We start from the raw sequence: 26,967 nt of genomic DNA, 5'->3' as shown, positions 1-26,967 counted from the left end.
CCGAACCGCTGCTTTTGGCGGCACGGTCAGGCGCGATCTCAACTGAGCGGGAGGTAGCGGTTGCAACGAGCACGGTGTTATTTATCAGGGGAACGCGCTGTCGTGCTGGAGCTGGAACCGCCGGTTTCACTGGAGAGCCAGCAACGCATCTGGGGACTCAATCAGCGGCTGCGCGATCATGAGAGCGTGCAGGAAGTGATCCCCGGCATGAACAACATCACCCTGATCCTGCGCGATCCCCAGCAGAATGCGCTGGATGCGATAGAGCGTCTTCAGCGCTGGTGGGAGGAGAGTGAGGCGGAATTTCCCGCGTCGCGGGAGGTGTCGATCCCGGTGATCTATGGCGGCTCCACTGGCCCCGATCTGACCGTAGTGGCGGAATATGCCGGACTGACGCCCCGTCAGGTGGTTGAGCTGCACAGCAGCAGCGAATATGTGGTGTTTTTTATCGGCTTCCAGCCCGGCTTCCCCTATCTCGGCGGACTCGATTCCCGTCTGCACACGCCTCGCCGTGCTGAACCCAGAGTCGCGGTGCCCGCCGGATCGGTCGGCATCGGTGGCAGCCAGACCGGCATCTATCCGCTGGCCTCGCCCGGTGGCTGGCAGCTGATCGGACATACCTCCACCGCGCTGTTCGATCCGCGCCAGCAACCGCCTGTGTTGCTGCGTCCCGGCGACCGCGTGCGCTTTGTGCCGCAACAGGAGGGCGTATGTTAAACATTCTGCGAGCCGGACTGGCCACCACCATTCAGGATGCCGGTCGCGCTGGCTGGCGGCAGTATGGCATCAGCCCCGGCGGCGTGCTCGACTATCCTGCTATGTTTACCGCCAACGTGCTGGTGGGCAATGCGCCCCACAGCGCGGTGCTGGAGATCGTGCTGGGCCAGTTTAAAGCGGAGTTTACCCGCAATGGCTGGTTTGCGCTGACGGGGGCGGGCTGTCAGGCGGAGCTGGATGGTCAGCCGGTCTGGACAGGCTGGCGCACCGCAGTAAAAAAAGGGCAGGTGCTCTCGCTGGCAATGCCGAAGCGCGGCATGCGCAGCTATCTGGCGGTGCAGGGCGGTTTTGATCTGGCGGAGATGCTCGGCTCGCTCAGCACCGATCTCAAAGCGGGTTTTGGCGGCTTCAAAGGGCGAATCTTGCAGGATGGCGATCGCCTGCCGCTGGGCAAACCGACCCGGACGTTCGACCGCAAAGCCGGGGTGCGGCAACTGCTGTGGGGCAACCGGATTCGTGCGCTGCCCGGCCCGGAGTACCATGAATTCAGCCGCGACGCGCAGCAGGCATTCTGGCGCACCGCCTGGAAACTCAGCCCGCAAAGTAACCGGATGGGCTACCGGCTGGAGGGGCGGCAACTCAGTCGTGAAAATCCGCGTGAACTGCTGTCACACGGCGTCATGCCTGGCGTGATTCAGGTGCCACCCAGCGGACAGCCCATCGTGCTGATGGCGGATGCCCAGACCACCGGTGGCTATCCACGCATCGCCTCGGTTATCGAAGCCGATCTCTATCACCTGGCGCAAATCCGTCTGGGTGAACCTGTTCACTTTATTCACTGCACCCTGCCGGAGGCGATGCTGGCGCGCCAGCATCAGCAACGCGCACTGGATCAGATGATGTGGGGGCTTAATGAAGATTGATTTAAATGCCGATCTCGGCGAGGGCTGCGCCAGCGATGAGGCACTGCTGCAACTGGTCAGTTCAGCCAACATCGCCTGTGGCTTTCATGCGGGTGACGCGCAGACCATGCTGCAGTCGGTGCGCTGGGCGCAGGCATCGGGCGTGGCCATCGGCGCGCATCCCTCGTTTCCCGACCGGGAAAACTTTGGCCGCCGCGCCATGCAGCTGCCGCCGGAGACGCTTTACGCCCAGATGATCTACCAGATTGGCGCGCTGAAAAGCCTGGCGGAAAGTGAAGGGGCGCGGCTGGTCCACGTCAAACCGCACGGCATGCTCTACAACCAGGCTGCAGCCGATCCGGTGCTGGCTGACACCATCGCCCGCGCCATCAGGGCGGTTGACAGCCAGCTGATCGTGACAGGGCTGGCTGGCAGCGAATCGATCCGCGCCGCGGCGCACTACGGCTTACGCACCCGGGAAGAGGTTTTTGCTGACCGGGGTTACCTGAGCAGCGGGGCACTGGTACCGCGCAGCGAACCGGGCGCACTGATTGAGGATGAACAGCAGGCCATTGATCAGACGCTGACGATGGTCCGGCAGGGCAAAGTCAGAAGTATCTGTGGTGAATGGGTCGCGGTGAATGCGCAGACCGTCTGCTTACATGGCGACGGCGCACACGCGCTGCAGTTTGCCCGGCGGTTGCGTGATGCCTTCGCCGCTCAGCAGATTGCGGTTACCAGCGCCTGAATAACATTTAGCCCGGCTTATGCCGGGTTTTTAAACTCTGAGGGAAAACCATGGAAAGTGCAGTCAATCTCTGGCCGTTACTGGGCATTGCCGCCATCGTTATCGGCTTCGTGTTACGTTTCAACCCGGTGCTGGTCGTGATCGTCGCCGGATTCGTCACCGGTCTGGCGGCGATGATGCCGCTGGCGGACATTCTGGAAAAGCTCGGCGCGGGTTTTCTGAACACCCGTAACCTGCCGCTGATTCTGCTGCTGCCGCTGGCGGTCATTGGCCTGCTGGAGCGTCACGGGCTGAAGGAGCGGGCACAGGCGTGGATCGCACAGATAAAAACGGCCACCGCCGGACGTCTGCTGATCGTCTATCTGTTTGTCCGTGAAATCACCGCCGCGCTGGGATTAACCAGCCTGGGGGGCCATCCGCAGATGGTACGTCCGTTGCTGGCCCCGATGGCAGAGGGGGCAACGGAAAACCGCTATGGTGAGATCACACCTGAACTGCGCTACCGGCTGCGCGCCATGTCTGCGGCCACCGATAATGTCGGCCTTTTCTTTGGTGAGGATATCTTCGTGGCATTTGGCGCGATTATCTTTATGCATAACTTTATGCAGGAGTCAGCCGGGATCCAGACCGAACCACTGCACATTGCGTTATGGGGCATTCCGACCGCGCTTGCCGCCTTTCTGATCCACTCGGCGCGTCTGATGCGTCTGGATCGTCAGCTGGCGCGGGAACTGCAGCAGCTGAACCACCAGGCGCTGAAAGCCCGGGGAGGTGAATAATGTTCCAGCAACAATATCTGATGTGGCTGGCGGGCATTATCCTGCTGGTGGTCGCGATCCTCTCCTGGCGCGACAGCGCAAATCCGCGCCGTTTTACCACCGGACTCTTCTGGGCGTTGTATGGCCTGGTATTTCTGGTGGGGGACTGGACGACGCAGATGATGAGCAGCCTGATGGGCTCGGATGCCGCGGGCACCCGAATGCTGCACATCACCATCGGTGTCATTGTGGTCGTGATGGCGTTGATCGCCGGTTTCGGGGGTGTCCGGCTGGGTCGTTATCATCAGCGCAGTGATGAAGAGAAGCAGGCCAGCGCAGGGCGTCTGGGCAATAAACTGTTTCTGCCCGCGCTGGCGATCCCGGTCGTGACCGTGATCGGTGTGCTGGCGTTTAACCATATTCCCGGTCTGCAGGATGCGGTTTTCGGACCCGGCAACCACGCCACGCTGGTGACGCTCTTCTCCATGATGGTGGGCTGTCTGATCGGCTGGCTGGTGGCGTTAAAACTGACTCATGAAAAACCGGTGCAGTCGATGCAGGAGACCCGCCGTCTGCTGGATTCGGTTGGCTGGGCCTTTATTCTGCCGCAAATTCTCGCCACCCTGGGACTGCTCTTTACCAGCGCGGGCGTGGGCGGTGCGATTTCGCATCTGACTGAGACCTGGCTGGCGGTAGATAACCGCTTTGTCGCAGTCACCGTTTATGCCGTCGGAATGGCGCTGTTGACCATGATCATGGGTAACGCTTTTGCCGCGTTTCCGATTATTACCGCAGGCGTCGGCATCCCGATCTTAGTGCTGCAGCACGGCGGTAATCCGGCGGTTATGGCCGCGATTGGCATGTTCTCCGGCTACTGCGGCACCCTGATGACGCCGATGGCGGCGAACTTTAATATCGTCCCGGCCGCGCTGCTGGAACTGCCGGACCGTAACGCGGTGATCAGGGCTCAGATTCCAACCGGTGTGCTACTGTTAATTGTTAACATTTTCCTGCTCTATTTCCTGATGTTTCTGTGAGGCCGCATGAAAACTGTTCTGATGACCGCCTTTGAACCCTTTGGCGGTGAAACGATTAACCCGTCATGGGAAGCGGTCCGCGCACTGGAGGGCAAACAGATCGGTGACGCCACCATCGTTATCCGCCAGTTACCTGTCGTCTTCCGCGATGTGCTGACGGTGCTCTATCAGGCACTGGATGAGGTTAAACCGGATCTCATTCTGTCCGTGGGGCAGGCGGGGGGCCGCAGCGATATCAGCGTTGAACGTATCGGCATTAATGTGGATGACGCCCGTATCCCGGACAACGCCGGTCATCAGCCGGTGGATGAGCCCGTGGTCGCGGGCGGCCCGGCAGCCTATTTTTCCCGTTTGCCGATCAAAGCGATCGTTGCGGCCGTGCGCGAAGCGGGCATTCCCGCGTCGGTTTCACAAACCGCCGGCACCTTTACCTGCAACCGGGTGATGTATGGCCTGCTGCACTGGCTGGCGCAGCAGGAGCGCCCGGCGCGGGGTGGTTTTATCCATATCCCTTATCTGCCCGAGCAGGCGGCGCAGCATCCCGGTGTGCCGAGCATGGCGGTCGCAACGATTATCAGGGCGCTGGAAATTGCAGTGCAGGTGACGCTGGAAACCGGCGACGACATAAAACAGGTGGGCGGAGCCACCCATTAAGAGGATGAAGGATGCCTGAAGGACCGGAAATCCGCCGTGTGGCGGATAAACTTGAAGTCGCGATTGTGGGGCAGCCGCTGACAGAGGCGTGGTTTGCATTTCCTCAGCTGAAAACCTACGAACCGGCCCTGATTGGCGAGCAGGTGCAGGCGATTGAGACGCGCGGAAAGGCGTTGTTGACGCACTTCAGCAATGGCCTGACGCTCTACAGCCACAACCAGCTCTACGGCGTCTGGCGCATCGTCAAACCCGACACCGAACTTAACACCACACGTCAGCTGCGGGTGCGGCTGGCGACGGCGGGCAAAGCGATTCTGCTCTACAGCGCCTCCGACATTGAACTGCTCAACGCGGATACGCTGGCGGCCCACCCGTTCCTGAATCGTATCGGGCCGGATGTGCTGAGTAGCGGTGTGACGGTGGATGAGGTCAGGGAACGGTTACTCTCACCCCGTTTCCGGCGACGCCAGTTCAGCGGGTTGCTGCTGGATCAGGCGTTTCTGGCCGGGCTGGGCAACTACCTGCGCGCTGAAATCCTCTGGCTGGCACAGCTGCTGCCTCACCATAAGGCTCAGGAGCTGAGCGACGATCAGCTGACTGCTTTCAGCGAAGCACTGCTGTCAGTACCGCGTCACGCCTACCGGATGCGCGGAACCATGAAGAAATATCATGAGGAAGCGGCCTTTCAGTTTGAGGTGTTTCACCGGCAGGGCAAGACGTGCCGGCGCTGTGGCACAACCATTGAGAAGGGCACGCTTTCATCGCGGCCTTTTTACTGGTGTCCGGGCTGTCAGAGGTAGAGAGAGGATTAAGTGAAAAGCGGGCGAGGGCAGAAACAGGCTGCTATAAGACCGAGCCTGCTCAGGAAACACGGTCAGATCGGAAAGACGCAAAAGCCGTCATCCCTGACATGCTCGGCCCGCGCCATCCCTGGCGCGGGACGCTTTCCTCTTCTGACCGTGTTACCTGCGCATTGAACTTATTCGTGGCGGCCAGACTCACCTCTATGCAGGCTTCTCAACTGGCCGGGGCGGGGATCGCTCCCCGCCATCACGAACTTACTTCTCCAGCTTAGAGCTGAATTCACGCTCAGTGTAACCGGTGTAGAGCTGACGCGGACGGGCAATCTTCATGCCTTCGTCGTGCATCTCTTTCCAGTGTGCAATCCAGCCAACGGTACGGGCCATCGCGAAGATCACCGTAAACATGGAGGAAGGAATCCCCATCGCTTTCAGAATAATACCGGAGTAGAAGTCGACGTTGGGATAGAGCTTACGCTCGATGAAGTACGGGTCGTTCAGCGCGATGTGCTCCAGCTCCATCGCCACTTCCAGCAGGTCATCTTTCATACCCAGCTCATTCAGGACTTCATGGCAGGTATCACGCATCACGGTCGCGCGTGGATCGTAGTTTTTGTAAACGCGATGACCAAAGCCCATCAAGCGGAAGGAGTCATTCTTATCCTTGGCACGTTTAACGAACTCAGGAATGTGCTCAACGCTGCTGATCTCTTCCAGCATACGCAGTGTCGCTTCGTTTGCACCGCCGTGCGCCGGTCCCCACAGGGAGGCGATCCCGGCGGCGATACAGGCAAACGGGTTCGCACCACTTGAACCGGCGGTACGTACTGTTGAGGTAGAGGCGTTCTGCTCATGGTCAGCATGCAGAATCAGAATACGGTCCATGGCGCGTTCCAGCACCGGATTAACTTTGTACTCTTCGCATGGCGTAGCGAACATCATGTGCAGGAAGTTACCGGCATAGGAGAGGTCGTTGCGCGGATAAACAAATGGCTGGCCGATGGAATATTTGTAACACATCGCTGCCATGGTCGGCATTTTGGAGAGCAGACGGAATGCCGCGATTTCGCGGTGGCGCTCGATGTTTACATCCAGCGAATCGTGGTAAAACGCCGCCAGTGCGCCGGTCACACCGCACATCACCGCCATCGGATGCGAGTCACGACGGAAGCCGTGGAACAGACGGGTAATCTGCTCATGAATCATCGTATGACGGGTAACGGTGGTGCGGAACTCATCAAACTGCTTCTGATCCGGCGCTTCGCCATTCAGCAGGATGTAGCACACTTCCAGATAGTTAGAGTGGGTCGCCAGCTCAGAAATAGGGAAACCACGGTGCAGCAGGATACCTTCGTCACCATCAATGAAGGTGATTTGCGATTCGCAGGACGCTGTAGAAGTGAAACCGGGATCAAAGGTGAACAGGCCACTTGCACCCAGAGAGCGGACATCAACCACATCCTGGCCCAGCGAGCCTTTCAGCACGTCCAGTTCAATAGATGTTCCATCTTGCAGGGTTAGCGTTACTTTTTTATCTGTCATTTTCGTCTCCATAGCGCCTTATGTAGGTAAGGATCTTTAGACACCTGAAACGCGTTCATGTTGCGGTTGGCAAAACAACACAGTATCACTCTGCGGCGATCAGGCCGGTGCAGGGTACAGAGTGAGCGGCGCGTTCCCAGCGGGAACCTGTGAGCCATGGACATGCTGCATATCGCGGTTGTTAAAGATCCGGTCAGGACATAACTTCTTGGTAACCAATAACCTGATGCTTTTTAATGCTCATTATCGCAATGTTACATAACTTGCGCTTAGGGGAAAGTGTATCCCCATAACTTTTGTGCATCATAGGAATTTACAGGCTTAGTTTGTAACTGAATTGTTGAACTATTGTCAAATCAGATAATTAAAATTGTATCAATTGTGAAAATCGTGAGTATGATCACTGTTCTACCTAAAATATACCAAAGAGTTTGTAGGGGAATTGTAATCAGAATGTGATCCTCCTATACTCCAGGCAGGTCTCCGGAACACCCTGACACCAGGAGCCACCCAGCGTTTACTACCGCGTCAATTAACACTGGATGTTGCTTGTTTGGTGACGGTTAAAGTCTGCCACGCGTTGTGATTAGACTCCGCCTCAGGTCCGGAGGAAGCAAAATAAAAAAGAGCTGTGTGGGCAAAACCGTGAAAAAACAAAGACCTGTCAACTTGGATCTCTCGACGATCCGGTTTCCCGTTACTGCAATATCATCCATTCTTCACCGCGTCTCCGGCGTAATCACCCTGGTTGCCATTGGCATCCTGCTGTGGCTACTCGGTCTCTCTCTCTCCTCTCCTGATGGTTTCCAGCACGCTGCGTCCATTATGGATGGCTTCTTCGCGAAGTTCATCATGTGGGGCATCTTAACGGCGCTGGCCTATCACGCGGTGAGCGGGATTCGTCATATGTTGATGGATTTTGGTTATCTGGCTGAAACGCTGCAGGTCGGTAAGCGCTCAGCACATATAACTTTTGTGATCACTGTCGTGCTGGCAATTCTGGCGGGAGTCCTCGTATGGTAAGCAATGCATCCGCATTGGGTCGCAACGGCATTCAGGACTGGCTGCTGCTGCGCGCAACTGCAATTCTCATTACGCTCTACATCGTCTACATCCTCGGTTTCGTGGTGATGACAGACACGCTGACGTATGACCTGTGGCGTGGCTTCTTCGCCTCCGCCTTCACCAAAGTGTTCACGCTGCTGACGCTCTTCTCCATTCTGATCCACGGCTGGATCGGGATGTGGCAGGTGTTAACAGACTACGTTAAATCGCTGCCAACTCGTTTGTTGCTGCAGTTTGTGATTGTCGTGGCGCTGTTGTGGTATGCGATTTATGGCTTTGTTGTGGTGTGGGGTGTGTAAATGAGTTTGCCAATCAGAGAATTTGATGCCGTGGTGATCGGCGCAGGTGGCGCAGGAATGCGCGCCGCACTGCAAATCTCCCAGGGCGGCCAGAGCTGTGCCCTGTTATCCAAAGTTTTCCCGACCCGTTCCCACACGGTGTCTGCGCAGGGCGGTATCACCGTTGCGCTGGGTAATACCCACGAAGATAACTGGGAATGGCATATGTACGACACCGTCAAAGGTTCCGACTATATCGGTGACCAGGACGCGATTGAATATATGTGCAAAACCGGCCCGGAAGCGATTCTGGAGCTGGAGCATATGGGCCTGCCATTCTCCCGTCTGGAAGATGGCCGCGTTTATCAGCGTCCGTTTGGTGGTCAGTCGAAAAACTTCGGCGGCGAGCAGGCGGCACGCACGGCGGCGGCCGCTGACCGTACCGGTCACGCCCTGCTGCATACGCTCTATCAGCAGAACCTGAAAAACAAAACCACCATCTTTTCGGAGTGGTACGCGCTGGATCTGGTGAAAAACGCCGATGGCGCGGTAGTGGGTTGTACCGCTATCTGCATCGAAACCGGCGAAACCGTCTACTTCAAAGCGAAGGCGACCATTCTGGCGACGGGCGGTGCAGGCCGTATCTACCAGTCCACCACCAACGCCCACATCAACACCGGTGACGGTGTCGGTATGGCGCTGCGCGCAGGCGTGCCGGTGCAGGATATGGAGATGTGGCAGTTCCACCCAACCGGCATCGCGGGTGCAGGTGTGCTGGTTACGGAAGGCTGCCGTGGTGAAGGTGGCTACCTGCTGAACAAACATGGCGAACGCTTCATGGAGCGTTATGCGCCAAACGCCAAAGACCTGGCGGGCCGCGACGTGGTTGCGCGCTCGATGATGATTGAAATCCGTGAAGGTCGCGGCTGTGACGGTCCGTGGGGCCCGCACATCAAACTGAAACTCGATCATCTGGGTAAAGAGGTGCTGGAATCGCGTCTGCCGGGTATCCTGGAGCTGTCGCGCACCTTTGCTCACGCCGATCCGATCAAAGAGCCTATCCCGGTTATCCCGACCTGCCACTACATGATGGGCGGCATTCCGACCAAAGTAACCGGTCAGGCGCTGCGCGTGAACGAGCAGGGCGAAGATGTGGTGATTCCTGGCCTGTTCGCCGTCGGCGAAATCGCCTGTGTTTCGGTGCACGGAGCCAACCGTCTGGGTGGAAACTCCCTGCTGGACCTGGTGGTCTTTGGCCGCGCGGCGGGTCTGCATCTGCTGGAGAGCATCCAGGAGCAGGGCGACCTGCGTGATGCGACCGAAGATGAAATCGCCGTGGCGATGGAGCGTTTCAACCGCTGGGAAAACAACACCACCGGTGAAGACCCGGTTGAGATTCGCAAAGCGCTGCAACGCTGCATGCAGAACAACTTCTCGGTCTTCCGTGAAGGTGATGCGATGGCGCAGGGTCTGGAAGAGCTGAAAGAGATTCGCCAGCGCCTGAAGTCAGCGCGTCTGGATGACCGCTCACCCGATTTCAACACCCAGCGTATTGAGTGCCTGGAGCTGGATAACCTGATGGAGACGGCCTTTGCCACGGCGGTCGCGGCTAACTACCGCACCGAGAGCCGCGGTGCGCACAGTCGCTTCGACTTCCCGGATCGTGATGATGAAAACTGGCTGTGCCACAGTCTTTATGTCCCGGAAACCGAAAGCATGACGCGCCGTGAGGTGAACATGCAGCCGAAACTGCGCGCGGCCTTCCCGCCGAAAGTGCGCACCTACTAATTCCGGAGACGACGATGAGACTCGAGTTTTCAATTTATCGCTACAATCCAGACGTCGACGACAAACCGCGTATGCAGGATTACACGCTGGAATCGGAAGATGGTCGTGACATGATGCTGCTGGATGCGCTGATCCGCCTGAAAGAGAAAGATCCGACCCTGGCCTTCCGTCGCTCCTGCCGTGAAGGTGTCTGCGGCTCTGACGGCCTCAACATGAACGGTAAAAACGGTCTGGCCTGTATCACGCCGGTATCGGCACTGGGCAACGGAAAACAGAAAATTGTTATCCGTCCGCTGCCGGGCTTACCGGTCGTGCGTGACCTGGTAGTAGACATGAGCCAGTTTTATGCACAATATGAGAAAATTAAGCCTTTCCTGTTGAATAATGGGGAAAATCCGCCAGCACGTGAACATCTGCAGTCACCGGATGAGCGTGAACATCTGGATGGCCTGTACGAATGTATTCTCTGTGCCTGCTGCTCAACCTCCTGCCCGTCATTCTGGTGGAATCCGGAGAAGTTCATTGGTCCAGCCGGTCTGCTGGCCGCATACCGCTTCCTGATTGACAGCCGCGACACCGAAACCGAGTCGCGCCTCGACAATCTGAATGATGCTTTCAGCGTATTCCGCTGTCACAGCATTATGAACTGTGTGAGCGTATGCCCGAAAGGGCTGAACCCGACGCGCGCCATCGGCCATATCAAGTCGATGCTGCTGCAGCGCGGTGCATGATGTGTACTTGCCGGGAACCTCAGGTTCCCGGTGTTTTACGGAAGCCTCTGTAAGCGCGGTGATGACCACGTTTACAAAGGTTCCCTTACGGGCCACGCGCGCTGCGCAGAGTGCTCGTATCGCTGAACTCACTACGGCAAACCGCGAAAGCGGCAACAAATGAAACCTCAAAAAAGCATAGCAATGCTTAAGGGATCACAATGCAGAACAGCGCGATGAAACCCTGGCTGGACTCTTCCTGGCTGGCCGGCGCGAATCAGTCTTACATAGAGCAGCTCTATGAGGATTTCCTGACCGATCCTGACTCTGTCGATGCAGTGTGGCGCTCGATGTTCCAGCAGTTACCGGGCACCGGAATGAAACCTGAGCAGTTTCACTCCACCACACGTGAGTACTTCCGTCGCCTGGCGAAAGACGCATCTCGTTACACCTCATCTCTCTCCGATCCGGAAACCAACTCCAAGCAAGTGAAAGTGTTGCAGCTGATTAACGCGTTCCGTTTTCGCGGTCATCAGCACGCCAACCTCGATCCGCTTGGCCTGTGGAAACAGGACCGGGTGGCCGATCTTGATCCCGCTTTTCACGATCTGACCGAGGCCGATTTTCAGGAAAGCTTTAACGTCGGCTCTTTTGCCATCGGCAAAGAGACCATGAAGCTGGCCGATCTCTTCGACGCGCTGACCCAGACTTACTGCGGCTCGATTGGTGCGGAATATATGCACATCAACAACACCGATGAGAAACGCTGGATCCAGCAGCGTCTTGAGTCCGTGGCGGGCCGTGCAGCCTTCAGCAGCGAAGAGAAAAAAGGTTTCCTGAAAGAGCTGACCGCCGCAGAAGGGCTGGAGAAATATCTGGGAGCGAAATTCCCGGGTGCGAAACGCTTCTCGCTGGAAGGTGGCGACGCGCTGATTCCGATGCTGCGCGAAATGATCCGTCATGCCGGTAAGAGCGGAACCCGTGAAGTGGTGCTGGGTATGGCGCACCGCGGCCGTCTCAACGTGCTGATCAACGTGCTGGGTAAAAAGCCGCAGGATCTGTTCGACGAGTTCGCCGGTAAGCACAAAGAGCATCTGGGCACCGGTGACGTGAAGTACCACATGGGCTTCTCCTCTGACGTGGAAACGGAAGGCGGCCTGGTGCATCTGGCGCTGGCGTTTAACCCGTCGCATCTGGAGATCGTCAGCCCGGTGGTGATGGGCTCGGTTCGTGCCCGTCTCGATCGCCTTGATGAGCCAGCCAGCAATAAAGTCTTACCGATCACCATTCACGGTGATGCGGCCGTCATTGGTCAGGGCGTGGTTCAGGAAACCCTGAATATGTCTCAGGCGCGCGGTTATGAAGTGGGTGGCACGGTTCGCATCGTGATCAACAACCAGGTGGGCTTTACCACCTCTAACCCGAAAGATGCGCGCTCTACGCCATACTGCACCGACATCGGCAAAATGGTGCTGGCGCCGATCTTCCACGTCAACGCTGATGACCCGGAAGCGGTAGCCTTTGTTACCCGTCTGGCACTCGATTACCGCAACACCTTTAAGCGTGATGTGTTTATCGACCTGGTCTGCTATCGCCGTCATGGTCACAACGAGGCGGATGAGCCAAGCGCGACCCAGCCGCTGATGTACCAGAAAATCAAAAAACACCCGACGCCACGCAAAATCTACGCCGACCGTCTGGAAGGTGAAGCCGTTGCCACGCAGGAAGATGCGACCGAGATGGTCAATCTTTACCGTGACGCGCTGGATGCGGGCGAGTGTGTGGTGCCGGAATGGCGTCCGATGAGTCTGCACTCCTTTACCTGGTCACCTTACCTGAACCATGAGTGGGATGAGCCTTATCCGGCGCAGGTTGAGCTGAAACGACTGAAGGAGCTGGCGCTGCGTATCAGCCAGGTGCCTGAAGAGGTGGAAGTTCAGTCGCGTGTCGCCAAGATCTACAACGACCGTCGCCTGATGGCCGAAGGTGAAAAAGCCTTCGACTGGGGCGGGGCAGAGAACCTGGCCTACGCCACACTGGTCGATGAAGGCATTCCGGTGCGCCTCTCGGGCGAAGATACCGGTCGCGGCACCTTCTTTCACCGTCACGCTGTCATTCATAACCAGGCGAACGGCTCCACCTACACCCCGCTGCACCATGTGCACAGTGGTCAGGGCCAGTTTAAAGTCTGGGACTCCGTGCTGTCCGAAGAGGCGGTGCTGGCCTTTGAATATGGCTACGCGACGGCTGAACCGCGCATCCTGACTATCTGGGAAGCGCAGTTTGGTGACTTCGCCAACGGCGCACAGGTGGTTATCGATCAGTTCATCAGCTCCGGTGAGCAGAAATGGGGCCGCATGTGTGGTCTGGTGATGCTGCTGCCGCACGGCTATGAAGGTCAGGGGCCGGAGCACTCCTCTGCGCGTCTGGAGCGTTATCTGCAACTCTGCGCTGAGCAGAACATGCAGGTCTGCGTGCCTTCAACCCCGGCGCAGGTTTACCACATGCTGCGTCGTCAGGCGCTACGCGGTATGCGTCGTCCGCTGATTGTGATGTCACCGAAATCACTGCTGCGTCATCCGCTGGCGATCTCAACGCTGGATGAACTGGCAAACGGCAGTTTCCAGCCGGCGATCGGTGAAATTGACGATCTCGATCCGCAGGGCGTGAAACGCGTCGTGCTCTGTTCCGGTAAAGTCTATTACGACCTGCTGGAGCAGCGTCGTAAAAACGAGCAGACCGATGTGGCCATCGTGCGCATCGAGCAGCTCTATCCTTTCCCGCATCAGGCGGTACAGGAAGCATTAAAAGCGTATTCTCACGTGCAGGATTTTGTCTGGTGTCAGGAAGAGCCGCTGAATCAGGGCGCCTGGTATTGCAGCCAGCATCACTTCCGTGAAGTTGTGCCGTTTGGCGCGACCTTACGTTATGCAGGCCGCCCGGCATCCGCCTCACCGGCCGTGGGTTACATGTCCGTACACCAACAACAGCAGCAAGACCTGGTTAATGACGCGCTGAACGTTAATTAATTAAAAGGAAAGATAATGAGTAGCGTAGATATTCTCGTTCCCGACCTGCCTGAATCGGTTGCCGATGCCTCAGTGGCAACCTGGCACAAAAAACCAGGCGATGCCGTCACTCGCGATGAAGTGCTGGTTGAAATCGAAACCGACAAAGTGGTGCTGGAAGTGCCTGCGGCGGCTGACGGTATCCTGGAAGCCGTGCTGGAAGAAGAGGGCGCCACCGTCACTTCACGCCAGATCCTGGGCCGCCTGAAAGAGGGCAACAGCGCCGGTAAAGAGACCAGCGCGAAGTCTGAAAGCAAAGAGTCGACTCCGGCTCAGCGTCAGACCGCGTCGCTGGAAGAAGAGAGCAACGATGCGCTCAGCCCGGCTATCCGCCGTCTGATTGCTGAGCACAACCTGGATGCCTCGCAGATCAAAGGCAGCGGTGTGGGCGGACGTCTGACCCGTGAAGATGTTGAAAAACATCTTGCCAGCAAGCCGCAGGATACCAAAGCTGCCGCACCGGCCGCTGAAGCCGCTGCCGCGCCGCAGCCGATCGCAAATCGCAGCGAAAAACGCGTGCCGATGACCCGTCTGCGTAAGCGTGTTGCTGAGCGTCTGCTGGAAGCGAAAAACAGCACCGCGATGCTGACCACCTTCAACGAAATCAACATGAAGCCCATCATGGATCTGCGCAAGCAGTATGGTGAGGCTTTTGAGAAGCGTCACGGTGTGCGTCTGGGCTTCATGTCCTTCTACCTGAAAGCGGTCGTTGAAGCGCTGAAACGCTATCCGGAAGTGAACGCCTCTATCGATGGCGAAGATGTGGTTTACCACAACTACTTCGACGTCAGCATTGCGGTCTCCACGCCGCGCGGTCTGGTGACGCCAGTGCTGCGTGACGTCGATGCGCTGAGCATGGCGGACATCGAGAAGAAAATTAAAGAGCTGGCCGTGAAAGGCCGTGACGGTAAGCTGACGGTTGAGGATCTGACCGGCGGTAACTTTACCATCACCAACGGCGGCGTCTTTGGTTCACTCATGTCTACACCGATCATCAACCCACCGCAGAGCGCCATTCTGGGCATGCACGCTATCAAAGATCGCCCGATGGCGGTCAATGGTCAGGTTGTGGTGCTGCCAATGATGTATCTGGCGCTCTCCTACGACCACCGCCTGATCGATGGCCGTGAATCTGTGGGTTATCTGGTTGCAGTGAAAGAGATGCTGGAAGATCCAGCACGTCTGCTGCTGGATGTCTGATTTTCACCGGGCGCACCTTCGCGTGCGCCCAACCTCATTACTCTTTTCAGACCTGAATGGATAGAACATCATGAACTTACACGAATACCAGGCGAAACAGCTGTTTGCACGGTATGGCATGCCGGCACCAACGGGTTACGCCTGTACTACACCACGTGAAGCGGAAGAAGCAGCCTCTAAAATTGGCGCAGGCCCGTGGGTAGTTAAATGTCAGGTTCATGCCGGTGGCCGCGGTAAAGCGGGCGGTGTGAAAGTGGTTAACAGCAAAGAAGATATCCGTGCTTTTGCTGAAAACTGGCTGGGCAAACGCCTGGTGACCTATCAGACAGATGCGAACGGCCAGCCGGTTAACCAGATTCTGGTTGAAGCCGCGACCGACATCGACCAGGAACTCTACCTGGGCGCGGTGGTGGATCGTGCTACCCGTCGTGTGATTTTCATGGCCTCAACCGAAGGCGGCGTGGAAATCGAAAAAGTAGCGGAAGAGACTCCGCATCTGATCCACAAAATGGCGCTGGATCCGCTGACCGGTCCGCAGCCATACCAGGGCCGCGAGCTGGCATTCAAACTCGGCCTGACCGGTAAGCTGGTCGGCCAGTTCACCAAGATCTTTATGGGTCTGGCGACACTGTTCCTGGAGCGCGATCTGGCGATGGTTGAGATCAACCCGCTGGTGATCACCAAGCAGGGCGACCTGATCTGCCTGGATGGCAAACTGGGTGCCGATGGCAATGCCCTGTTCCGCCAGCCAGAGCTGCGCGAAATGCGCGATCCAAGCCAGGAAGATCCCCGTGAAGCGCACGCGACACAGTGGGAACTGAACTATGTTGCGCTGGAAGGCAACATCGGCTGTATGGTTAACGGCGCAGGTCTGGCGATGGGCACCATGGACATCGTTAAGCACCACGGCGGCCAGCCAGCAAACTTCCTTGATGTCGGCGGCGGCGCAACCAAAGAGCGCGTAACCGAAGCCTTCAAAATCATCCTCTCTGACGATGCGGTGAAAGCCGTCTTCGTTAACATCTTCGGCGGTATCGTACGCTGTGACCTGATTGCCGACGGCATCATCGGCGCAGTCGCTGAAGTGGGTGTGAACGTGCCAGTGGTGGTACGTCTAGAAGGTAACAACGCCGAGCTGGGCGCCCAGAAACTGGCGGACAGCGGTCTGAACATCATTGCAGCAACCAGCCTGACAGACGCCGCACAGCGTGTTGTTGCTGCCGCGGAGGGTAAATAATGTCCATTCTGATCGACAAAAACACCAAAGTCATTTGCCAGGGTTTCACCGGTGGCCAGGGGACTTTCCATTCTGAACAGGCGCTGGCCTACGGTACCCAACTGGTTGGCGGCGTCACGCCAGGCAAAGGCGGCACGACTCACCTCGGCCTGCCGGTGTTCAATACCGTGCGTGAAGCGGTAGAAGCGACCGGCGCAACGGCAACCGTGATCTACGTTCCGGCACCGTTCTGCAAAGATGGCATCCTTGAAGCGATTGAAGCGGGCATCAAACTGATCATCACCATCACCGAAGGTATCCCGACGCTGGATATGCTGACCGTGAAGGTGAAGCTGGATGAAGCGGGCGTGCGGATGATCGGTCCAAACTGCCCGGGTGTCATCACCCCAGGCGAATGCAAAATCGGCATCATGCCGGGCCACATTCACCAGCCGGGCCGCGTGGGTATCGTCTCACGTTCCGGTACGCTGACCTATGAAGCGGTTAAGCAGACCACCGATATCGGTTACGGCCAGTCGACCTGTGTGGGTATCGGCGGCGACCCGATCCCGGGATCTAACTTCATCGACATCCTGAAACTGTTCCAGGATGACCCGCAGACGGAAGCGATCGTGATGATCGGCGAGATCGGCGGCAGCGCAGAAGAAGAAGCGGCAGCCTTCATCAAAGAGCACGTGACCAAGCCTGTCGTGGGTTACATCGCGGGTGTGACGGCGCCTAAAGGCAAACGCATGGGCCATGCGGGCGCCATCATTGCCGGTGGTAAAGGCACCGCTGATGAGAAGTTTGCGGCGCTGGAAGCGGCAGGCGTGAAGACCGTTCGCAGTCTGGCGGACATCGGTGACGCCGTGAAAGCAGTATTACCGGCTAAATAAGCCAGCGTCATCTGAGACTCAGCCACCTTCGGGTGGCTTTTTTTTTGCGATTAACCCGGGGGAGAGGGCCGTCAGCGGAAAGGGAAAGAGGCTGCATGATAATGGCATCCGGGCGCCTGCCAGGTTAATAAATAATGGCAAACGTGATCTATTTTCTCACTCCTGATTTAAGTAATGACATCTTATTAACAAGAATCCTACCTGACCATATCTGGAAACTTATTGCGTTATTCCAGATCAATTAATCGCGATTTATATCCAACTATTTCTCTGGCAAAGCGCAACGCTAAGGGCGTAAATTGCGCTGCATCAATCCAGCCTTTTACACACATTTTCAAACGTCTGCTCAACCCGGGATGACACCCGCTTTTCTCCTGTTAAAGCACGCGTTAATGAAAGCGCGGATTGACAATTCAGAGCTGCTGCATGCGTGACTGACCTGTCCCGGCAGCTTACAGGCCGGGTCTGCGGGTAATAAAAAAACTGGAATCAATAAACAGTCGTTCCTGACCCCGATTACGTTCGCGATTCGCGCGCGTAATCGAGAGAAAGCGAGGAGCAAGGAGTCCTTATGTTAGATATCGTCGAGCTGTCGCGATTACAGTTTGCCTTAACGGCGATGTACCATTTTCTGTTCGTCCCTTTAACGCTGGGTATGGCGTTTCTGCTGGCGATTATGGAAACGGTCTATGTGCTGAGCGGCAAACAGATTTATAAAGATATGACGAAGTTCTGGGGCAAGTTATTTGGTATTAACTTTGCGCTGGGTGTGGCCACCGGACTGACGATGGAATTTCAGTTCGGCACTAACTGGTCCTATTACTCTCACTACGTCGGCGATATCTTCGGTGCGCCGCTCGCCATTGAAGGTCTGATGGCGTTCTTCCTGGAATCGACCTTTGTCGGCCTGTTCTTCTTTGGCTGGGATCGGCTGGGTAAAGTGCAGCACATGGCGGTCACCTGGCTGGTGGCGCTGGGATCGAACATGTCGGCGCTCTGGATTCTGGTCGCCAACGGCTGGATGCAGAACCCGATCGCCTCTGAATTCAACTTCGAAACCATGCGTATGGAGATGGTCAGCTTCTCGCAGCTGGTGCTGAATCCGGTCGCGCAGGTCAAATTCGTGCACACCGTGGCGGCGGGTTATACCACCGGTGCGATGTTTATTCTCGGCATCAGCGCGTGGTACATGCTGAAAGGGCGTGATCTCGCCTTTGCAAAACGCTCGTTCGCCATTGCCGCCAGCTTTGGTATGGCGGCGGTGCTGTCAGTGATCCTGCTGGGCGATGAGTCCGGCTATGAAATGGGTGACGTGCAGAAAACCAAACTCGCCGCGATTGAAGCCGAGTGGGAGACCCAGCCGGCACCGGCTTCATTTACGCTGTTTGGTCTGCCGGATCAGGCGACTCAGGAGAACCGCTATGCGATTCAGATCCCCTGGCTGCTGGGCCTGATCGCCACCCGATCCACCGATACGCCCGTCACCGGCCTGAAAGATCTGATGGCACAGCATGAGGTGCGCATCCGCAACGGCATGAAGGCCTACACCCTGCTGAATGAGCTGCGCAGCGGCAGCCAGGATCCGGCAGTACGTGACGCCTTTAACAGTCACAAACAGGATCTCGGCTACGGTCTGCTGCTGAAACGCTATACCGACAACGTGGCGGATGCGACGGACGCGCAGATCAGGCAGGCGACGCAGGATTCTATCCCGCGTGTGGCACCACTTTACTTCGCGTTTCGCATCATGGTGCTCTGCGGCGTGCTGCTGCTGGCCATCATCACGCTTTCCTTCTGGAGCGTGATACGCAATCGCATCGGTAAGAACCGCGGGTTGCTGAAAGCGGCACTGCTGGGGATTCCGCTGCCGTGGATTGCGGTGGAATCAGGCTGGTTTGTCGCGGAGTATGGCCGTCAGCCCTGGGCCATCGGTGAAATTCTGCCGACGGCGGTGGCTAACTCCTCCCTGACCACAGGCGATCTGCTGTTCTCAATGATTCTGATCTGTGGCCTCTATACCCTGTTCCTGGTGGCTGAAATGTACCTGATGTTCAAATTCGCCCGCCTCGGGCCGAGCAGTCTGAAAACCGGGCGTTATCACCACGAGCAGATCACGGCAACCCCTCAGCCGGTACAGGGATAAGGAGAGCGACCATGTTTGATTACGAAGTTCTGCGCTTTGTCTGGTGGCTGTTGATTGGCGTGCTGCTGATCGGCTTTGCCGTCGCCGATGGTTTCGATATGGGCGTCGGTATGCTGACACGCATTCTGGGACGCTCCGATACCGAACGCCGCATCATGATTAACACCATCGCCCCGCACTGGGACGGCAACCAGGTCTGGCTGATCACCGCCGGCGGGGCGCTGTTTGCCGCCTGGCCGATGGTCTACGCAGCCGCCTTTTCGGGCTTCTATGTGGCGATGATCCTCGTGCTTGCGTCGCTCTTCTTCCGTCCGGTCGGTTTCGACTACCGCTCAAAGATTGAAGACAACCGCTGGCGCGGTGCCTGGGACTGGGGCATTTTCATTGGCAGTTTTGTCCCGCCGCTGGTGATTGGCGTGGCGTTTGGCAACCTGTTACAGGGCGTGCCGTTCCATGCTGACGAGTATCTGCGTCTGTTCTACACCGGTAACTTCTTCCAGCTGCTGAATCCATTTGGTCTGCTGGCGGGTGTGGTCAGTGTGGCGATGATTCTGGCGCAGGGTGCGACCTATCTGCAGATGCGCACCACCGGTGAACTGCATCTGCGTTCACGCACCGCCGCACAGCTTGCCGCGCTGGTGATGATGGTCTGCTTCATCCTGGCAGGTGTCTGGGTGAAATTTGGTATTGATGGCTATGTGGTGACCAGCCCTCTGGATCACTTTGCTGCCTCCAACCCGCTGGGTAAAACCGTGGTGCGCGAAGCGGGAGCCTGGATGGTGAATTTCCAGCAGCATCCTGTGCTGTGGCTGTTCCCGCTGCTGGGTGTGCTTCTGCCGCTGCTGACCATCTTCTGCTCACGGGTGGAGAAGGGGGCCTGGGCGTTCCTGTTCTCCTCGCTGACGCTGGCCTGCGTCATCATGACGGCGGGTATTGCGATGTTCCCGTTCATCATGCCGTCCAGCACCGTGCCGGGCACCAGCCTGACGATGTGGGACGCCACGTCCAGCCTGCTGACGTTGCAAACCATGACCATTGCCGCCGTTATCTTTGTGCCGATCATTCTCGCCTACACCACCTGGTGCTACTGGAAGATGTTTGGTCGTATCACCAAAGAGCATATTGAAAGCAACAGTCACTCACTCTACTGATTAAGGAGATGTCGCATGTGGTATTTTGCCTGGATTCTCGGCACTCTGCTGGCCTGTGCCTTTGGTATCATCACCGCGCTGGCGATTGAGCACATTGAAGCGCAGGATGAGTCTCACTGATGCGAACGCTGATTCGGATGCTGTATGATCTGATGGATAAGGGCCCGTTACGGGCCCTCTCTCTGCTGCTGGCACTGCTGACGGCGGGCGGGGTGATGTGGGATCCTGCACGCTTTGCTAATCAGGCAGGGGAATTACCTGCGCTGCAGGCGCTGGTGCTGATCTGGTCGGTCTGCTGCGGGGTGATCCACGGCGTGGGTTTCCGGCCACGAAAAACCCGATGGCAGGCGCTGTTTACGCCGTTACCCGCCATACTGGTGTTAATGATTGCCCTTTACCGTTTTTACGTTTAGCCCCCGCCTTACCGGCGCTGTCAGTGAATATTTGTCAGCGTATGGTCAATAAATCTCCCTGAAATCGTTCCGTTTGTTACGGAGCGATAATTATTTTCGCCTGGCTCTGGCGACCCATTCCCAACCCCAATTCTCTTGCGTATAGTAGCATCGTTTAAAACGAGGCCGGGATGTAGAGTGAGTACAACGCTGTTTCGCTGGCCGGTTCGGGTCTACTACGAAGACACTGATGCCGGTGGTGTGGTTTATCACGCCAGCTATATCGCTTTTTATGAACGAGCACGTACCGAGATGTTGCGACAGCACCATTTCAATCAGCAGACGCTGTTAGAGCAGCAGGTCGCTTTTGTGGTACGGCGTATGACAGTGGACTACCTGTCGGCGGCGCGTCTTGATGACCTTCTGGAGATCCAGAGTGAAGTGACATCAATGACACGGGCCACGATGACGTTCACGCAGCGTATCGTGAATACTGAAGGCAAAGTGCTCAATGAGGCAGAAGTCCTGATTGCCTGCATTAACCCACATCTGATGAAGCCGATTGCGCTTCCCAAGTCTATTGTCGCGGAGTTCAAGCAGTGACTGACATGAACATTCTTGATTTGTTCCTGAAGGCGAGCCTTCTGGTCAAACTTATCATGTTGATTTTGATCGGCTTTTCTATTGCCTCCTGGGCCATCATTATTCAGCGCACACGTATTCTGAATGCGGCCGGAAGAGAAGCGGAGGCGTTTGAAGACAAGTTCTGGTCGGGTATCGAACTTTCGCGTCTCTATCAGGAGAGTCAGGAGCGTCGGGACGAACTGGCCGGTTCTGAGCAGATTTTCTACGCCGGCTTTAAAGAGTTTGCCCGTCTGCATCGCGCCAATAATCATGCGCCGGAAGCGGTCATCGATGGCGCCAGCCGTGCGATGCGCATCTCGCTGAACCGCGAGCTGGAAACGCTGGAAAACCACATTCCTTTCCTCGGCACCGTCGGTTCCATCAGCCCCTACATCGGGCTGTTCGGCACCGTCTGGGGGATCATGCACGCCTTTATCGCGCTGGGCGCGGTGAAGCAGGCGACGCTGCAGATGGTGGCGCCAGGTATTGCTGAAGCACTGATTGCGACCGCGATCGGTCTGTTTGCCGCGATTCCGGCGGTGATGGCGTACAACCGCCTGAACCAGCGCGTCAACAAACTGGAGCAGGGCTACGACAACTTTATGGAAGAGTTCACGGCCATCCTGCATCGCCAGGCTTTCTCCAGCGATAACGCTAAGTAAACAGAGGTTAATGATGGCCAGAGTACGTGGTCGCAAACACCGCGACCTGAAGTCGGAAATCAACATCGTTCCGCTGCTGGACGTCCTGCTGGTGCTGTTGCTGATCTTCATGGCAACCGCACCCATTATTACCCAGAGCGTGGAAGTGGATCTGCCGGATGCGACCGACTCTAAAACCGTTTCCAGCGACGACAATCCGCCGGTGATTGTTGAGGTGGCGGGCGTGGGTCAGTACAGCCTGGTGGTGGATCACGATCGCATGGATCAGCTTCCGCCCGAGCAGGTAATCAGCGAAGCGCAGCGTCGACTGGAAGCGAATCCTAAGACGGTCTTTTTGATCGGGGGCGCGAAAGAGGTGCCTTACGATGAAATTATTAAAGCGCTCAACCTGCTGCACCAGGCGGGTGTTAAATCTGTCGGTTTGATGACGCAGCCGATTTAAAATCGAACCGTTTTTTGGGAACCGAGTGTGTCGAAGGCAACCGAGCAAAACGAGAAGTTAAAGCGCGCGATAATCATTTCGGTGATTCTGCATATCGTGCTGATCGCGCTGCTGGTATGGAGCTCGTTTAATGAGCATGTTGACCCCAGCAGTGCGGGTGGCGGCGGCAGTGATATCGATGCGGTGATGGTCGATCCCGGCGCCGTCGTCAGCCAGTATAACCGTCAGCAGAACCAGCAGAGCGACAGCCAGCGTGCTGAGCAGCAGCGTAAAAAGCAGGCGCAGCAGCAGGCTGAAGAGCTGCAGGAGAAGCAGGCCGCCGAACAGCAGCGTCTGAAAGCGCTGGAAAAAGAGCGCTTAGCTGCGCAGGAAGCGGCAAAAGAAGAGGCTAAACAGCAGGCTGAGCAGCAGAAAGCGGCCGAACAGGCCGCTAAACAGGCGGCTGAGCAGCAGAAAACCGCTGAAGCGGCAGCCGCAAAAGCGAAGGCTGAAGCTAAAGCGCAGGCGGATGCCCAGGCGAAAGCCGCGGCTGAGCAGGCGAAACAGGCTGCTGCCGAAGCAAAGAAGCAGGCTGATCAGCAGGCGAAAGCCGCTGCTGCTGCTGCTGCAAAAGAGAAAGCCGTCGCCGAAGCGAAGGCAAAGTCTGACGCGGAGGCCAAAGCGGCAGCGGAAGCTAAAGTGAAAGCGGCCGCCGAGGCCAAAGCGAAAGCGGCTGAAGAGGCGAAAGAGAAAGCCGCAGAAGCCAAAGAAAAAGCCGCAGAGGCAGCGAAAGAGAAAGCGGCGGAAGCCGCAAAAGCCAAAGCGGAAGCCGCGAAAGAGGCGGCTAAAGAAGCGGCGAAAGAGAAAGCGGAAGCCGCGGCCAAAGCGAAAGCCGATGCGGCAGCGAAAGCCAAAGCGGACGCGGCTGCCAAAGCGAAAGCCGATGCCGACGCGAAAGCGAAAGCCGCCGCCGATGCGGCCAACGACAGCGATGTCGACGATCTGCTGGGTGGACTGGCTTCCGGTAAAAATGCACCGAAAAGCGGGGCCGCTGGCGGCGGCGCAGCAGGGCAGGGAAACCAGAAGAAAGCGGGTGCGTCAGGCGCGGAAATCAACTCCTACATGGGGCAGGTGGTCAGTGCGATTCAAAGCCGCTTCTATGATGCCGATCTGTATCGCGGAAAAACCTGTGATTTGCGGATTAAACTTGCGCCGGATGGCCTGTTGATTGATGTTAAGTCAGAAGGTGGGGACCCCGCGCTCTGTCAGGCCGCGATTACCGCCGCCCGACAGGCACGTATTCCGAAGCCGCCTTCCCAGGCGGTCTACGAAGTGTTTAAGAACGCCCCTATGCGTTTTAAACCGCAATAATGCAGTAACGGGCGGCAAGTTGATCTATGTTTAGCTTGCCGTACTTAAGTTCTACTCGTGGTTTCCAGGAACAGTGCCAATTATCGTGGACTGAGGTTCAGATAAGGGAGATAAAATGAAGCAAGCTCTTCGCGTTACGTTAGGCTTTTTTATCCTGCTGTGGGCAGCCATGCTGCATGCAGAAGTTCGAATTGAGATTACCCAGGGCGTCAACACCGCACGCCCGATTGGCGTTGTGCCATTTAAATGGACGGGTGCAGGTGCCGCGCCGGAAGATATCGGCGGCATCGTGGCCGCTGACCTGCGCAACAGCGGCAAATTTAATCCGCTGGATCGCTCACGTCTGCCTCAGCAGCCTGGCAGCGCACAGGAAGTTCAGCCTGCTGCCTGGAGCGCCCTGGGCATCGACGCGGTTGTGGTCGGTCAGGTCGCCGCTAACCCGGATGGCAGCTATCAGGTTTCTTACCAGCTGGTCGATACCGGTGGTGCACCGGGAACCGTGCTGGCGCAGAACACCTATAAAGTCACCAAACAGTGGCTGCGTTATGCCGGTCACACCGCCAGTGATGAAACCTTCGAGAAGCTGACCGGCATCAAGGGCGCTTTCCGTACCCGTATCGCCTATGTCGTGCAGACCAACGGCGGCCAGTTCCCGTATGAGCTGCGCGTAGCGGATTACGATGGTTACAACCAGTTTGTGGTTCATCGTTCACCACAGCCTCTGATGTCGCCAGCCTGGTCTCCGGATGGCAGCAAAGTGGCTTACGTGACCTTTGAAAGCGGCAAGTCTGCACTGGTGGTTCAGACGCTGTCGAACGGGGCTATCCGTCAGGTCGCCTCGTACCCGCGCCACAACGGTGCCCCGGCGTTCTCACCGGATGGCTCTAAGCTGGCTTTCGCGCTCTCTAAAACCGGCAGCCTGAACCTCTATGTGATGGATCTGGCTTCAGGTCAGACGCGTCAGGTCACCGATGGCCGTTATAACAGTACAGAACCAACCTGGTTCCCGGACAGCCAGACGCTGGCTTATACCTCGGATCAGGCGGGTGCACCTCAGATTTATAAAGTAGGCATTAATGGCGGCGCGCCACAACGTATTACCTGGGAAGGCGGTCAGAACCAGGATGCGGATGTCGCAACCGATGGCAAATCCATGGTGATGATCAGCACCAGCGGTGGATCACAGCACGTCGCCAAACAGGATCTGGAAACGGGAGCCGTTCAAACGTTAACGGACACGTTCCTGGATGAAACGCCGAGCCTGGCACCAAACGGCACAATGGTAATCTATAGCTCTACTCAGGGGATGGGTTCCGTGCTGCAGTTGGTTTCAACCGACGGCCGTTTCAAAGCGCGTCTTCCGGCAACCGATGGACAGGTCAAATTTCCTGCCTGGTCGCCGTATCTGTAATGTCTGATCGATCAGACATCGCAAACAATAAACAATAATGGGATTTTTGAAATGCAACTGAACAAAATGCTGAAGGGTTTGATGCTGGCTCTGCCGGTTCTGGCAGTAGCGGCTTGTAGCTCACACAAAAACAACAACAATGACCAGACTGGCATGGGCGCTGATGGCGCTTACGGTGCAAACTCTGGCATGAACGGCAACGGCGGCAACATGTCTTCTGACGAGCAGGCGCGTCTGCAGATGCAGCAGCTGCAGCAGAACAACATCGTGTACTTCGGTCTGGACAAGTATGACGTTCAGTCTGATTACGCACAGATGCTGGATCAGCACGCTTCCTTCCTGCGCAGCAACCCATCCTACAAAGTGACCATCGAAGGTCACGCGGATGAGCGCGGTACGCCGGAATACAACATCGCCCTGGGCGAACGTCGTGCTAACGCAGTTAAAATGTACCTGCAGGGCAAAGGCGTGTCAGCTGATCAGATGTCTATCGTTTCTTACGGTAAAGAGAAGCCAGCCGTTCTGGGTCATGACGAAGCAGCGTATGCTAAAAACCGTCGTGCCGTACTGGTCTACTAAGAGAATCACATGGTTAGTAACTTCAGACGTCATCTGTTGAGTCTGTCGTTACTGATTGGCGTAGCGGCCCCCTGGGCCGCTAATGCCCAAGCGTCAATCAGTAGCGTTGGCTCCGGCTCGGTCGAAGACCGTGTCACCACTCTCGAACGAATCTCTAATGCCCAGGCGCAGCTGATGCAGCAATTGCAGCAGCAGATGAGCGACAATCAGCGTGATATCGACGCGCTGCGTGGGCAAATCCAGCAAAATACGTATCAGTTGAATCAGGTGGTTGAGCGCCAGAAGCAGCTCTACCAGCAGATCGACAGCCTGAGCAGCGCCAGCAGCAGCGGCGGCCAGCAGGCGGCGGGCGGCGATGCCGCAGCCGATACCGGTGCAGCAGCCAGCACAGGCGCAGCGGCATCAACGGAGAGCGCACCTGCGCAGACCGGTGACGCCAACAGCGATTACAATGCGGCTGTGGCGCTGATTCTGGAAAAGAAACAGTATGATCAGGCGATCAGTGCGCTTCAGGCGTGGGTAAAGCGTTACCCCGATTCGACCTATCAGCCCAACGCCAATTACTGGCTGGGGCAGCTGAACTACAACAAAGGCAAAAAGGACGACGCGGCTTATTATTACGCCACGGTGGTGAAAAACTATCCGAAGTCGCCGAAAGCCGCAGAGGCGTTGCTGAAGGTGGGTGTGATCATGCAGGAGAAGAAAGACACGGCGAAAGCCAAAGCGGTCTTCCAGCAGGTGATCAAACTTTATCCAGATAGCGAATCTGCAAAACAGGCGCAAAAACGTCTGTCAGGTCTGTAATCGGTACGGTTCAGGCCAGATATCGTGTGA

27 protein-coding genes are annotated in these 26,967 nt (G+C 57.0%); 26 read left to right on the top strand and 1 reads right to left on the bottom strand.

Annotation, left to right across the window (positions count from 1 at the left end; translation table 11 throughout):
• Positions 1-60 precede the first annotated feature (60 nt).
• Genes pxpB through nei form a run of 7 tightly spaced genes read left to right on the top strand, consistent with a single transcriptional unit; the run spans position 61 to position 5,616 of the window.
• Positions 61-717: a 5-oxoprolinase subunit PxpB gene (gene pxpB / locus F3I47_RS05345; RefSeq protein WP_150029416.1), complete on the top strand. Its 657-nt coding sequence runs from the start codon at positions 61-63 to the stop codon at positions 715-717.
• Positions 711-1,640: a 5-oxoprolinase subunit PxpC gene (gene pxpC / locus F3I47_RS05340; protein WP_150029417.1), complete on the top strand. Its 930-nt coding sequence runs from the start codon at positions 711-713 to the stop codon at positions 1,638-1,640. Before pxpB ends, pxpC begins: the two co-directional genes overlap by 7 nt.
• On the top strand, positions 1,630-2,367 hold the full coding sequence (pxpA, locus tag F3I47_RS05335) for a 5-oxoprolinase subunit PxpA (protein ID WP_140028225.1): 738 nt from the start codon (positions 1,630-1,632) through the stop codon (positions 2,365-2,367). Before pxpC ends, pxpA begins: the two co-directional genes overlap by 11 nt.
• Positions 2,368-2,417: 50 nt before the next feature.
• Positions 2,418-3,146, top strand: a complete 729-nt coding sequence (locus F3I47_RS05330) for a DUF969 domain-containing protein (RefSeq protein ID WP_150029418.1) — start codon at positions 2,418-2,420, stop codon at positions 3,144-3,146.
• A complete protein-coding gene (locus F3I47_RS05325; RefSeq protein ID WP_111207731.1) occupies positions 3,143-4,162 on the top strand; it encodes a DUF979 domain-containing protein in 1,020 nt (339 codons plus the stop codon). Before F3I47_RS05330 ends, F3I47_RS05325 begins: the two co-directional genes overlap by 4 nt.
• 6 nt (positions 4,163-4,168) lie before the next feature.
• Positions 4,169-4,816, top strand: coding sequence for a pyroglutamyl-peptidase I (gene pcp, locus F3I47_RS05320; RefSeq protein WP_009091423.1), 648 nt, complete (start codon positions 4,169-4,171; stop codon positions 4,814-4,816).
• A gap of 11 nt (positions 4,817-4,827) precedes the next feature.
• Complete coding sequence (gene nei / locus F3I47_RS05315) at positions 4,828-5,616, top strand: endonuclease VIII (protein WP_009091422.1); 789 nt, start codon at positions 4,828-4,830, stop codon at positions 5,614-5,616.
• Positions 5,617-5,874: 258 nt separating this feature from the next.
• Here the strand turns inward: nei and F3I47_RS05310 are convergent, their stop codons facing one another.
• Entirely contained in the window at positions 5,875-7,158 is a 1,284-nt protein-coding gene (locus F3I47_RS05310) for a citrate synthase (protein WP_009091420.1), read from the bottom strand.
• Positions 7,159-7,791: 633 nt separating this feature from the next.
• On the opposite strand from F3I47_RS05310, the gene sdhC reads away from it, so the two are divergent.
• From sdhC to cpoB, 19 genes are all read left to right on the top strand, one after another.
• The gene (sdhC, locus tag F3I47_RS05305; RefSeq protein WP_150029419.1) at positions 7,792-8,181 is read left to right on the top strand and encodes a succinate dehydrogenase cytochrome b556 subunit; all 390 of its coding nucleotides are present in this window, start codon (positions 7,792-7,794) and stop codon (positions 8,179-8,181) included.
• On the top strand, positions 8,175-8,522 hold the full coding sequence (gene sdhD, locus F3I47_RS05300) for a succinate dehydrogenase membrane anchor subunit (protein ID WP_009091417.1): 348 nt from the start codon (positions 8,175-8,177) through the stop codon (positions 8,520-8,522). The genes sdhC and sdhD overlap by 7 nt, the downstream gene beginning before the upstream one ends.
• A complete protein-coding gene (sdhA, locus tag F3I47_RS05295; protein WP_009091415.1) occupies positions 8,523-10,289 on the top strand; it encodes a succinate dehydrogenase flavoprotein subunit in 1,767 nt (588 codons plus the stop codon).
• 14 nt (positions 10,290-10,303) lie between these two features.
• Positions 10,304-11,020, top strand: a complete 717-nt coding sequence (locus tag F3I47_RS05290) for a succinate dehydrogenase iron-sulfur subunit (RefSeq protein ID WP_009091413.1) — start codon at positions 10,304-10,306, stop codon at positions 11,018-11,020.
• Positions 11,021-11,220: 200 nt separating this feature from the next.
• A complete protein-coding gene (gene sucA, locus F3I47_RS05285; protein ID WP_150029420.1) occupies positions 11,221-14,028 on the top strand; it encodes a 2-oxoglutarate dehydrogenase E1 component in 2,808 nt (935 codons plus the stop codon).
• Between the two features lie 15 nt (positions 14,029-14,043).
• Positions 14,044-15,267 carry a 2-oxoglutarate dehydrogenase complex dihydrolipoyllysine-residue succinyltransferase gene (gene odhB, locus F3I47_RS05280; RefSeq protein ID WP_009091410.1) on the top strand — a complete coding sequence of 408 codons (1,224 nt, stop codon included), beginning with the start codon at positions 14,044-14,046 and terminating at the stop codon, positions 15,265-15,267.
• Positions 15,268-15,337: 70 nt separating this feature from the next.
• Positions 15,338-16,504 carry an ADP-forming succinate--CoA ligase subunit beta gene (gene sucC, locus F3I47_RS05275; protein ID WP_009091408.1) on the top strand — a complete coding sequence of 389 codons (1,167 nt, stop codon included), beginning with the start codon at positions 15,338-15,340 and terminating at the stop codon, positions 16,502-16,504.
• The gene (gene sucD, locus F3I47_RS05270) at positions 16,504-17,379 is read left to right on the top strand and encodes a succinate--CoA ligase subunit alpha (protein ID WP_009091407.1); all 876 of its coding nucleotides are present in this window, start codon (positions 16,504-16,506) and stop codon (positions 17,377-17,379) included. The genes sucC and sucD overlap by 1 nt, the downstream gene beginning before the upstream one ends.
• Positions 17,380-17,950: 571 nt before the next feature.
• A complete protein-coding gene (gene cydA, locus F3I47_RS05265; protein WP_058956301.1) occupies positions 17,951-19,522 on the top strand; it encodes a cytochrome ubiquinol oxidase subunit I in 1,572 nt (523 codons plus the stop codon).
• An 11-nt stretch (positions 19,523-19,533) separates the two neighbouring features.
• On the top strand, positions 19,534-20,673 hold the full coding sequence (gene cydB / locus F3I47_RS05260; protein ID WP_150029421.1) for a cytochrome d ubiquinol oxidase subunit II: 1,140 nt from the start codon (positions 19,534-19,536) through the stop codon (positions 20,671-20,673).
• A gap of 15 nt (positions 20,674-20,688) precedes the next feature.
• On the top strand, positions 20,689-20,793 hold the full coding sequence (gene cydX / locus F3I47_RS05255) for a cytochrome bd-I oxidase subunit CydX (protein WP_009091402.1): 105 nt from the start codon (positions 20,689-20,691) through the stop codon (positions 20,791-20,793).
• The gene (gene ybgE, locus F3I47_RS05250) at positions 20,793-21,086 is read left to right on the top strand and encodes a cyd operon protein YbgE (RefSeq protein WP_150029422.1); all 294 of its coding nucleotides are present in this window, start codon (positions 20,793-20,795) and stop codon (positions 21,084-21,086) included. The genes cydX and ybgE overlap by 1 nt, the downstream gene beginning before the upstream one ends.
• A 177-nt stretch (positions 21,087-21,263) precedes the next feature.
• The gene (gene ybgC, locus F3I47_RS05245) at positions 21,264-21,668 is read left to right on the top strand and encodes a tol-pal system-associated acyl-CoA thioesterase (protein WP_009091398.1); all 405 of its coding nucleotides are present in this window, start codon (positions 21,264-21,266) and stop codon (positions 21,666-21,668) included.
• Entirely contained in the window at positions 21,665-22,351 is a 687-nt protein-coding gene (gene tolQ, locus F3I47_RS05240; protein WP_009091396.1) for a Tol-Pal system protein TolQ, read from the top strand. Before ybgC ends, tolQ begins: the two co-directional genes overlap by 4 nt.
• A 13-nt stretch (positions 22,352-22,364) precedes the next feature.
• The gene (gene tolR, locus F3I47_RS05235; protein ID WP_009091394.1) at positions 22,365-22,793 is read left to right on the top strand and encodes a colicin uptake protein TolR; all 429 of its coding nucleotides are present in this window, start codon (positions 22,365-22,367) and stop codon (positions 22,791-22,793) included.
• Positions 22,794-22,820: 27 nt separating this feature from the next.
• Positions 22,821-24,143, top strand: a complete 1,323-nt coding sequence (tolA, locus tag F3I47_RS05230) for a cell envelope integrity protein TolA (protein ID WP_150029423.1) — start codon at positions 22,821-22,823, stop codon at positions 24,141-24,143.
• A gap of 115 nt (positions 24,144-24,258) precedes the next feature.
• Positions 24,259-25,554, top strand: coding sequence for a Tol-Pal system beta propeller repeat protein TolB (gene tolB, locus F3I47_RS05225; protein WP_046101431.1), 1,296 nt, complete (start codon positions 24,259-24,261; stop codon positions 25,552-25,554).
• Positions 25,555-25,605: 51 nt separating this feature from the next.
• Positions 25,606-26,133 (top strand): peptidoglycan-associated lipoprotein Pal, encoded by a 528-nt coding sequence (gene pal, locus F3I47_RS05220; protein WP_009091388.1) that lies wholly within the window; start codon positions 25,606-25,608, stop codon positions 26,131-26,133.
• A 9-nt stretch (positions 26,134-26,142) separates the two neighbouring features.
• Complete coding sequence (gene cpoB / locus F3I47_RS05215) at positions 26,143-26,937, top strand: cell division protein CpoB (protein ID WP_009091386.1); 795 nt, start codon at positions 26,143-26,145, stop codon at positions 26,935-26,937.
• Positions 26,938-26,967 lie beyond the last annotated feature (30 nt).

This window comes from Pantoea sp. M_10, from assembly GCF_008631515.1.
Lineage (GTDB): Bacteria > Pseudomonadota > Gammaproteobacteria > Enterobacterales > Enterobacteriaceae > Pantoea > Pantoea anthophila.
The sequence above is the reverse complement of the archived record's forward strand: the minus strand, read 5'-3'. Positions and strand labels throughout refer to the sequence as shown.

Coding starts and splice junctions, on each gene's coding strand:
- pxpC (WP_150029417.1), top strand. CDS start 711: ATGTTAAACATTCTGCGAGCCGGACTGGCCACCACCATTCAGGATGCC.
- pxpA (WP_140028225.1), top strand. CDS start 1,630: ATGAAGATTGATTTAAATGCCGATCTCGGCGAGGGCTGCGCCAGCGAT.
- F3I47_RS05330 (WP_150029418.1), top strand. CDS start 2,418: ATGGAAAGTGCAGTCAATCTCTGGCCGTTACTGGGCATTGCCGCCATC.
- pcp (WP_009091423.1), top strand. CDS start 4,169: ATGAAAACTGTTCTGATGACCGCCTTTGAACCCTTTGGCGGTGAAACG.
- nei (WP_009091422.1), top strand. CDS start 4,828: ATGCCTGAAGGACCGGAAATCCGCCGTGTGGCGGATAAACTTGAAGTC.
- F3I47_RS05310 (WP_009091420.1), bottom strand. CDS start 7,158: ATGACAGATAAAAAAGTAACGCTAACCCTGCAAGATGGAACATCTATT.
- sdhD (WP_009091417.1), top strand. CDS start 8,175: ATGGTAAGCAATGCATCCGCATTGGGTCGCAACGGCATTCAGGACTGG.
- sdhA (WP_009091415.1), top strand. CDS start 8,523: ATGAGTTTGCCAATCAGAGAATTTGATGCCGTGGTGATCGGCGCAGGT.
- F3I47_RS05290 (WP_009091413.1), top strand. CDS start 10,304: ATGAGACTCGAGTTTTCAATTTATCGCTACAATCCAGACGTCGACGAC.
- sucA (WP_150029420.1), top strand. CDS start 11,221: ATGCAGAACAGCGCGATGAAACCCTGGCTGGACTCTTCCTGGCTGGCC.
- odhB (WP_009091410.1), top strand. CDS start 14,044: ATGAGTAGCGTAGATATTCTCGTTCCCGACCTGCCTGAATCGGTTGCC.
- sucC (WP_009091408.1), top strand. CDS start 15,338: ATGAACTTACACGAATACCAGGCGAAACAGCTGTTTGCACGGTATGGC.
- sucD (WP_009091407.1), top strand. CDS start 16,504: ATGTCCATTCTGATCGACAAAAACACCAAAGTCATTTGCCAGGGTTTC.
- cydA (WP_058956301.1), top strand. CDS start 17,951: ATGTTAGATATCGTCGAGCTGTCGCGATTACAGTTTGCCTTAACGGCG.
- cydB (WP_150029421.1), top strand. CDS start 19,534: ATGTTTGATTACGAAGTTCTGCGCTTTGTCTGGTGGCTGTTGATTGGC.
- cydX (WP_009091402.1), top strand. CDS start 20,689: ATGTGGTATTTTGCCTGGATTCTCGGCACTCTGCTGGCCTGTGCCTTT.
- ybgE (WP_150029422.1), top strand. CDS start 20,793: ATGCGAACGCTGATTCGGATGCTGTATGATCTGATGGATAAGGGCCCG.
- tolR (WP_009091394.1), top strand. CDS start 22,365: ATGGCCAGAGTACGTGGTCGCAAACACCGCGACCTGAAGTCGGAAATC.
- tolB (WP_046101431.1), top strand. CDS start 24,259: ATGAAGCAAGCTCTTCGCGTTACGTTAGGCTTTTTTATCCTGCTGTGG.
- pal (WP_009091388.1), top strand. CDS start 25,606: ATGCAACTGAACAAAATGCTGAAGGGTTTGATGCTGGCTCTGCCGGTT.
- cpoB (WP_009091386.1), top strand. CDS start 26,143: ATGGTTAGTAACTTCAGACGTCATCTGTTGAGTCTGTCGTTACTGATT.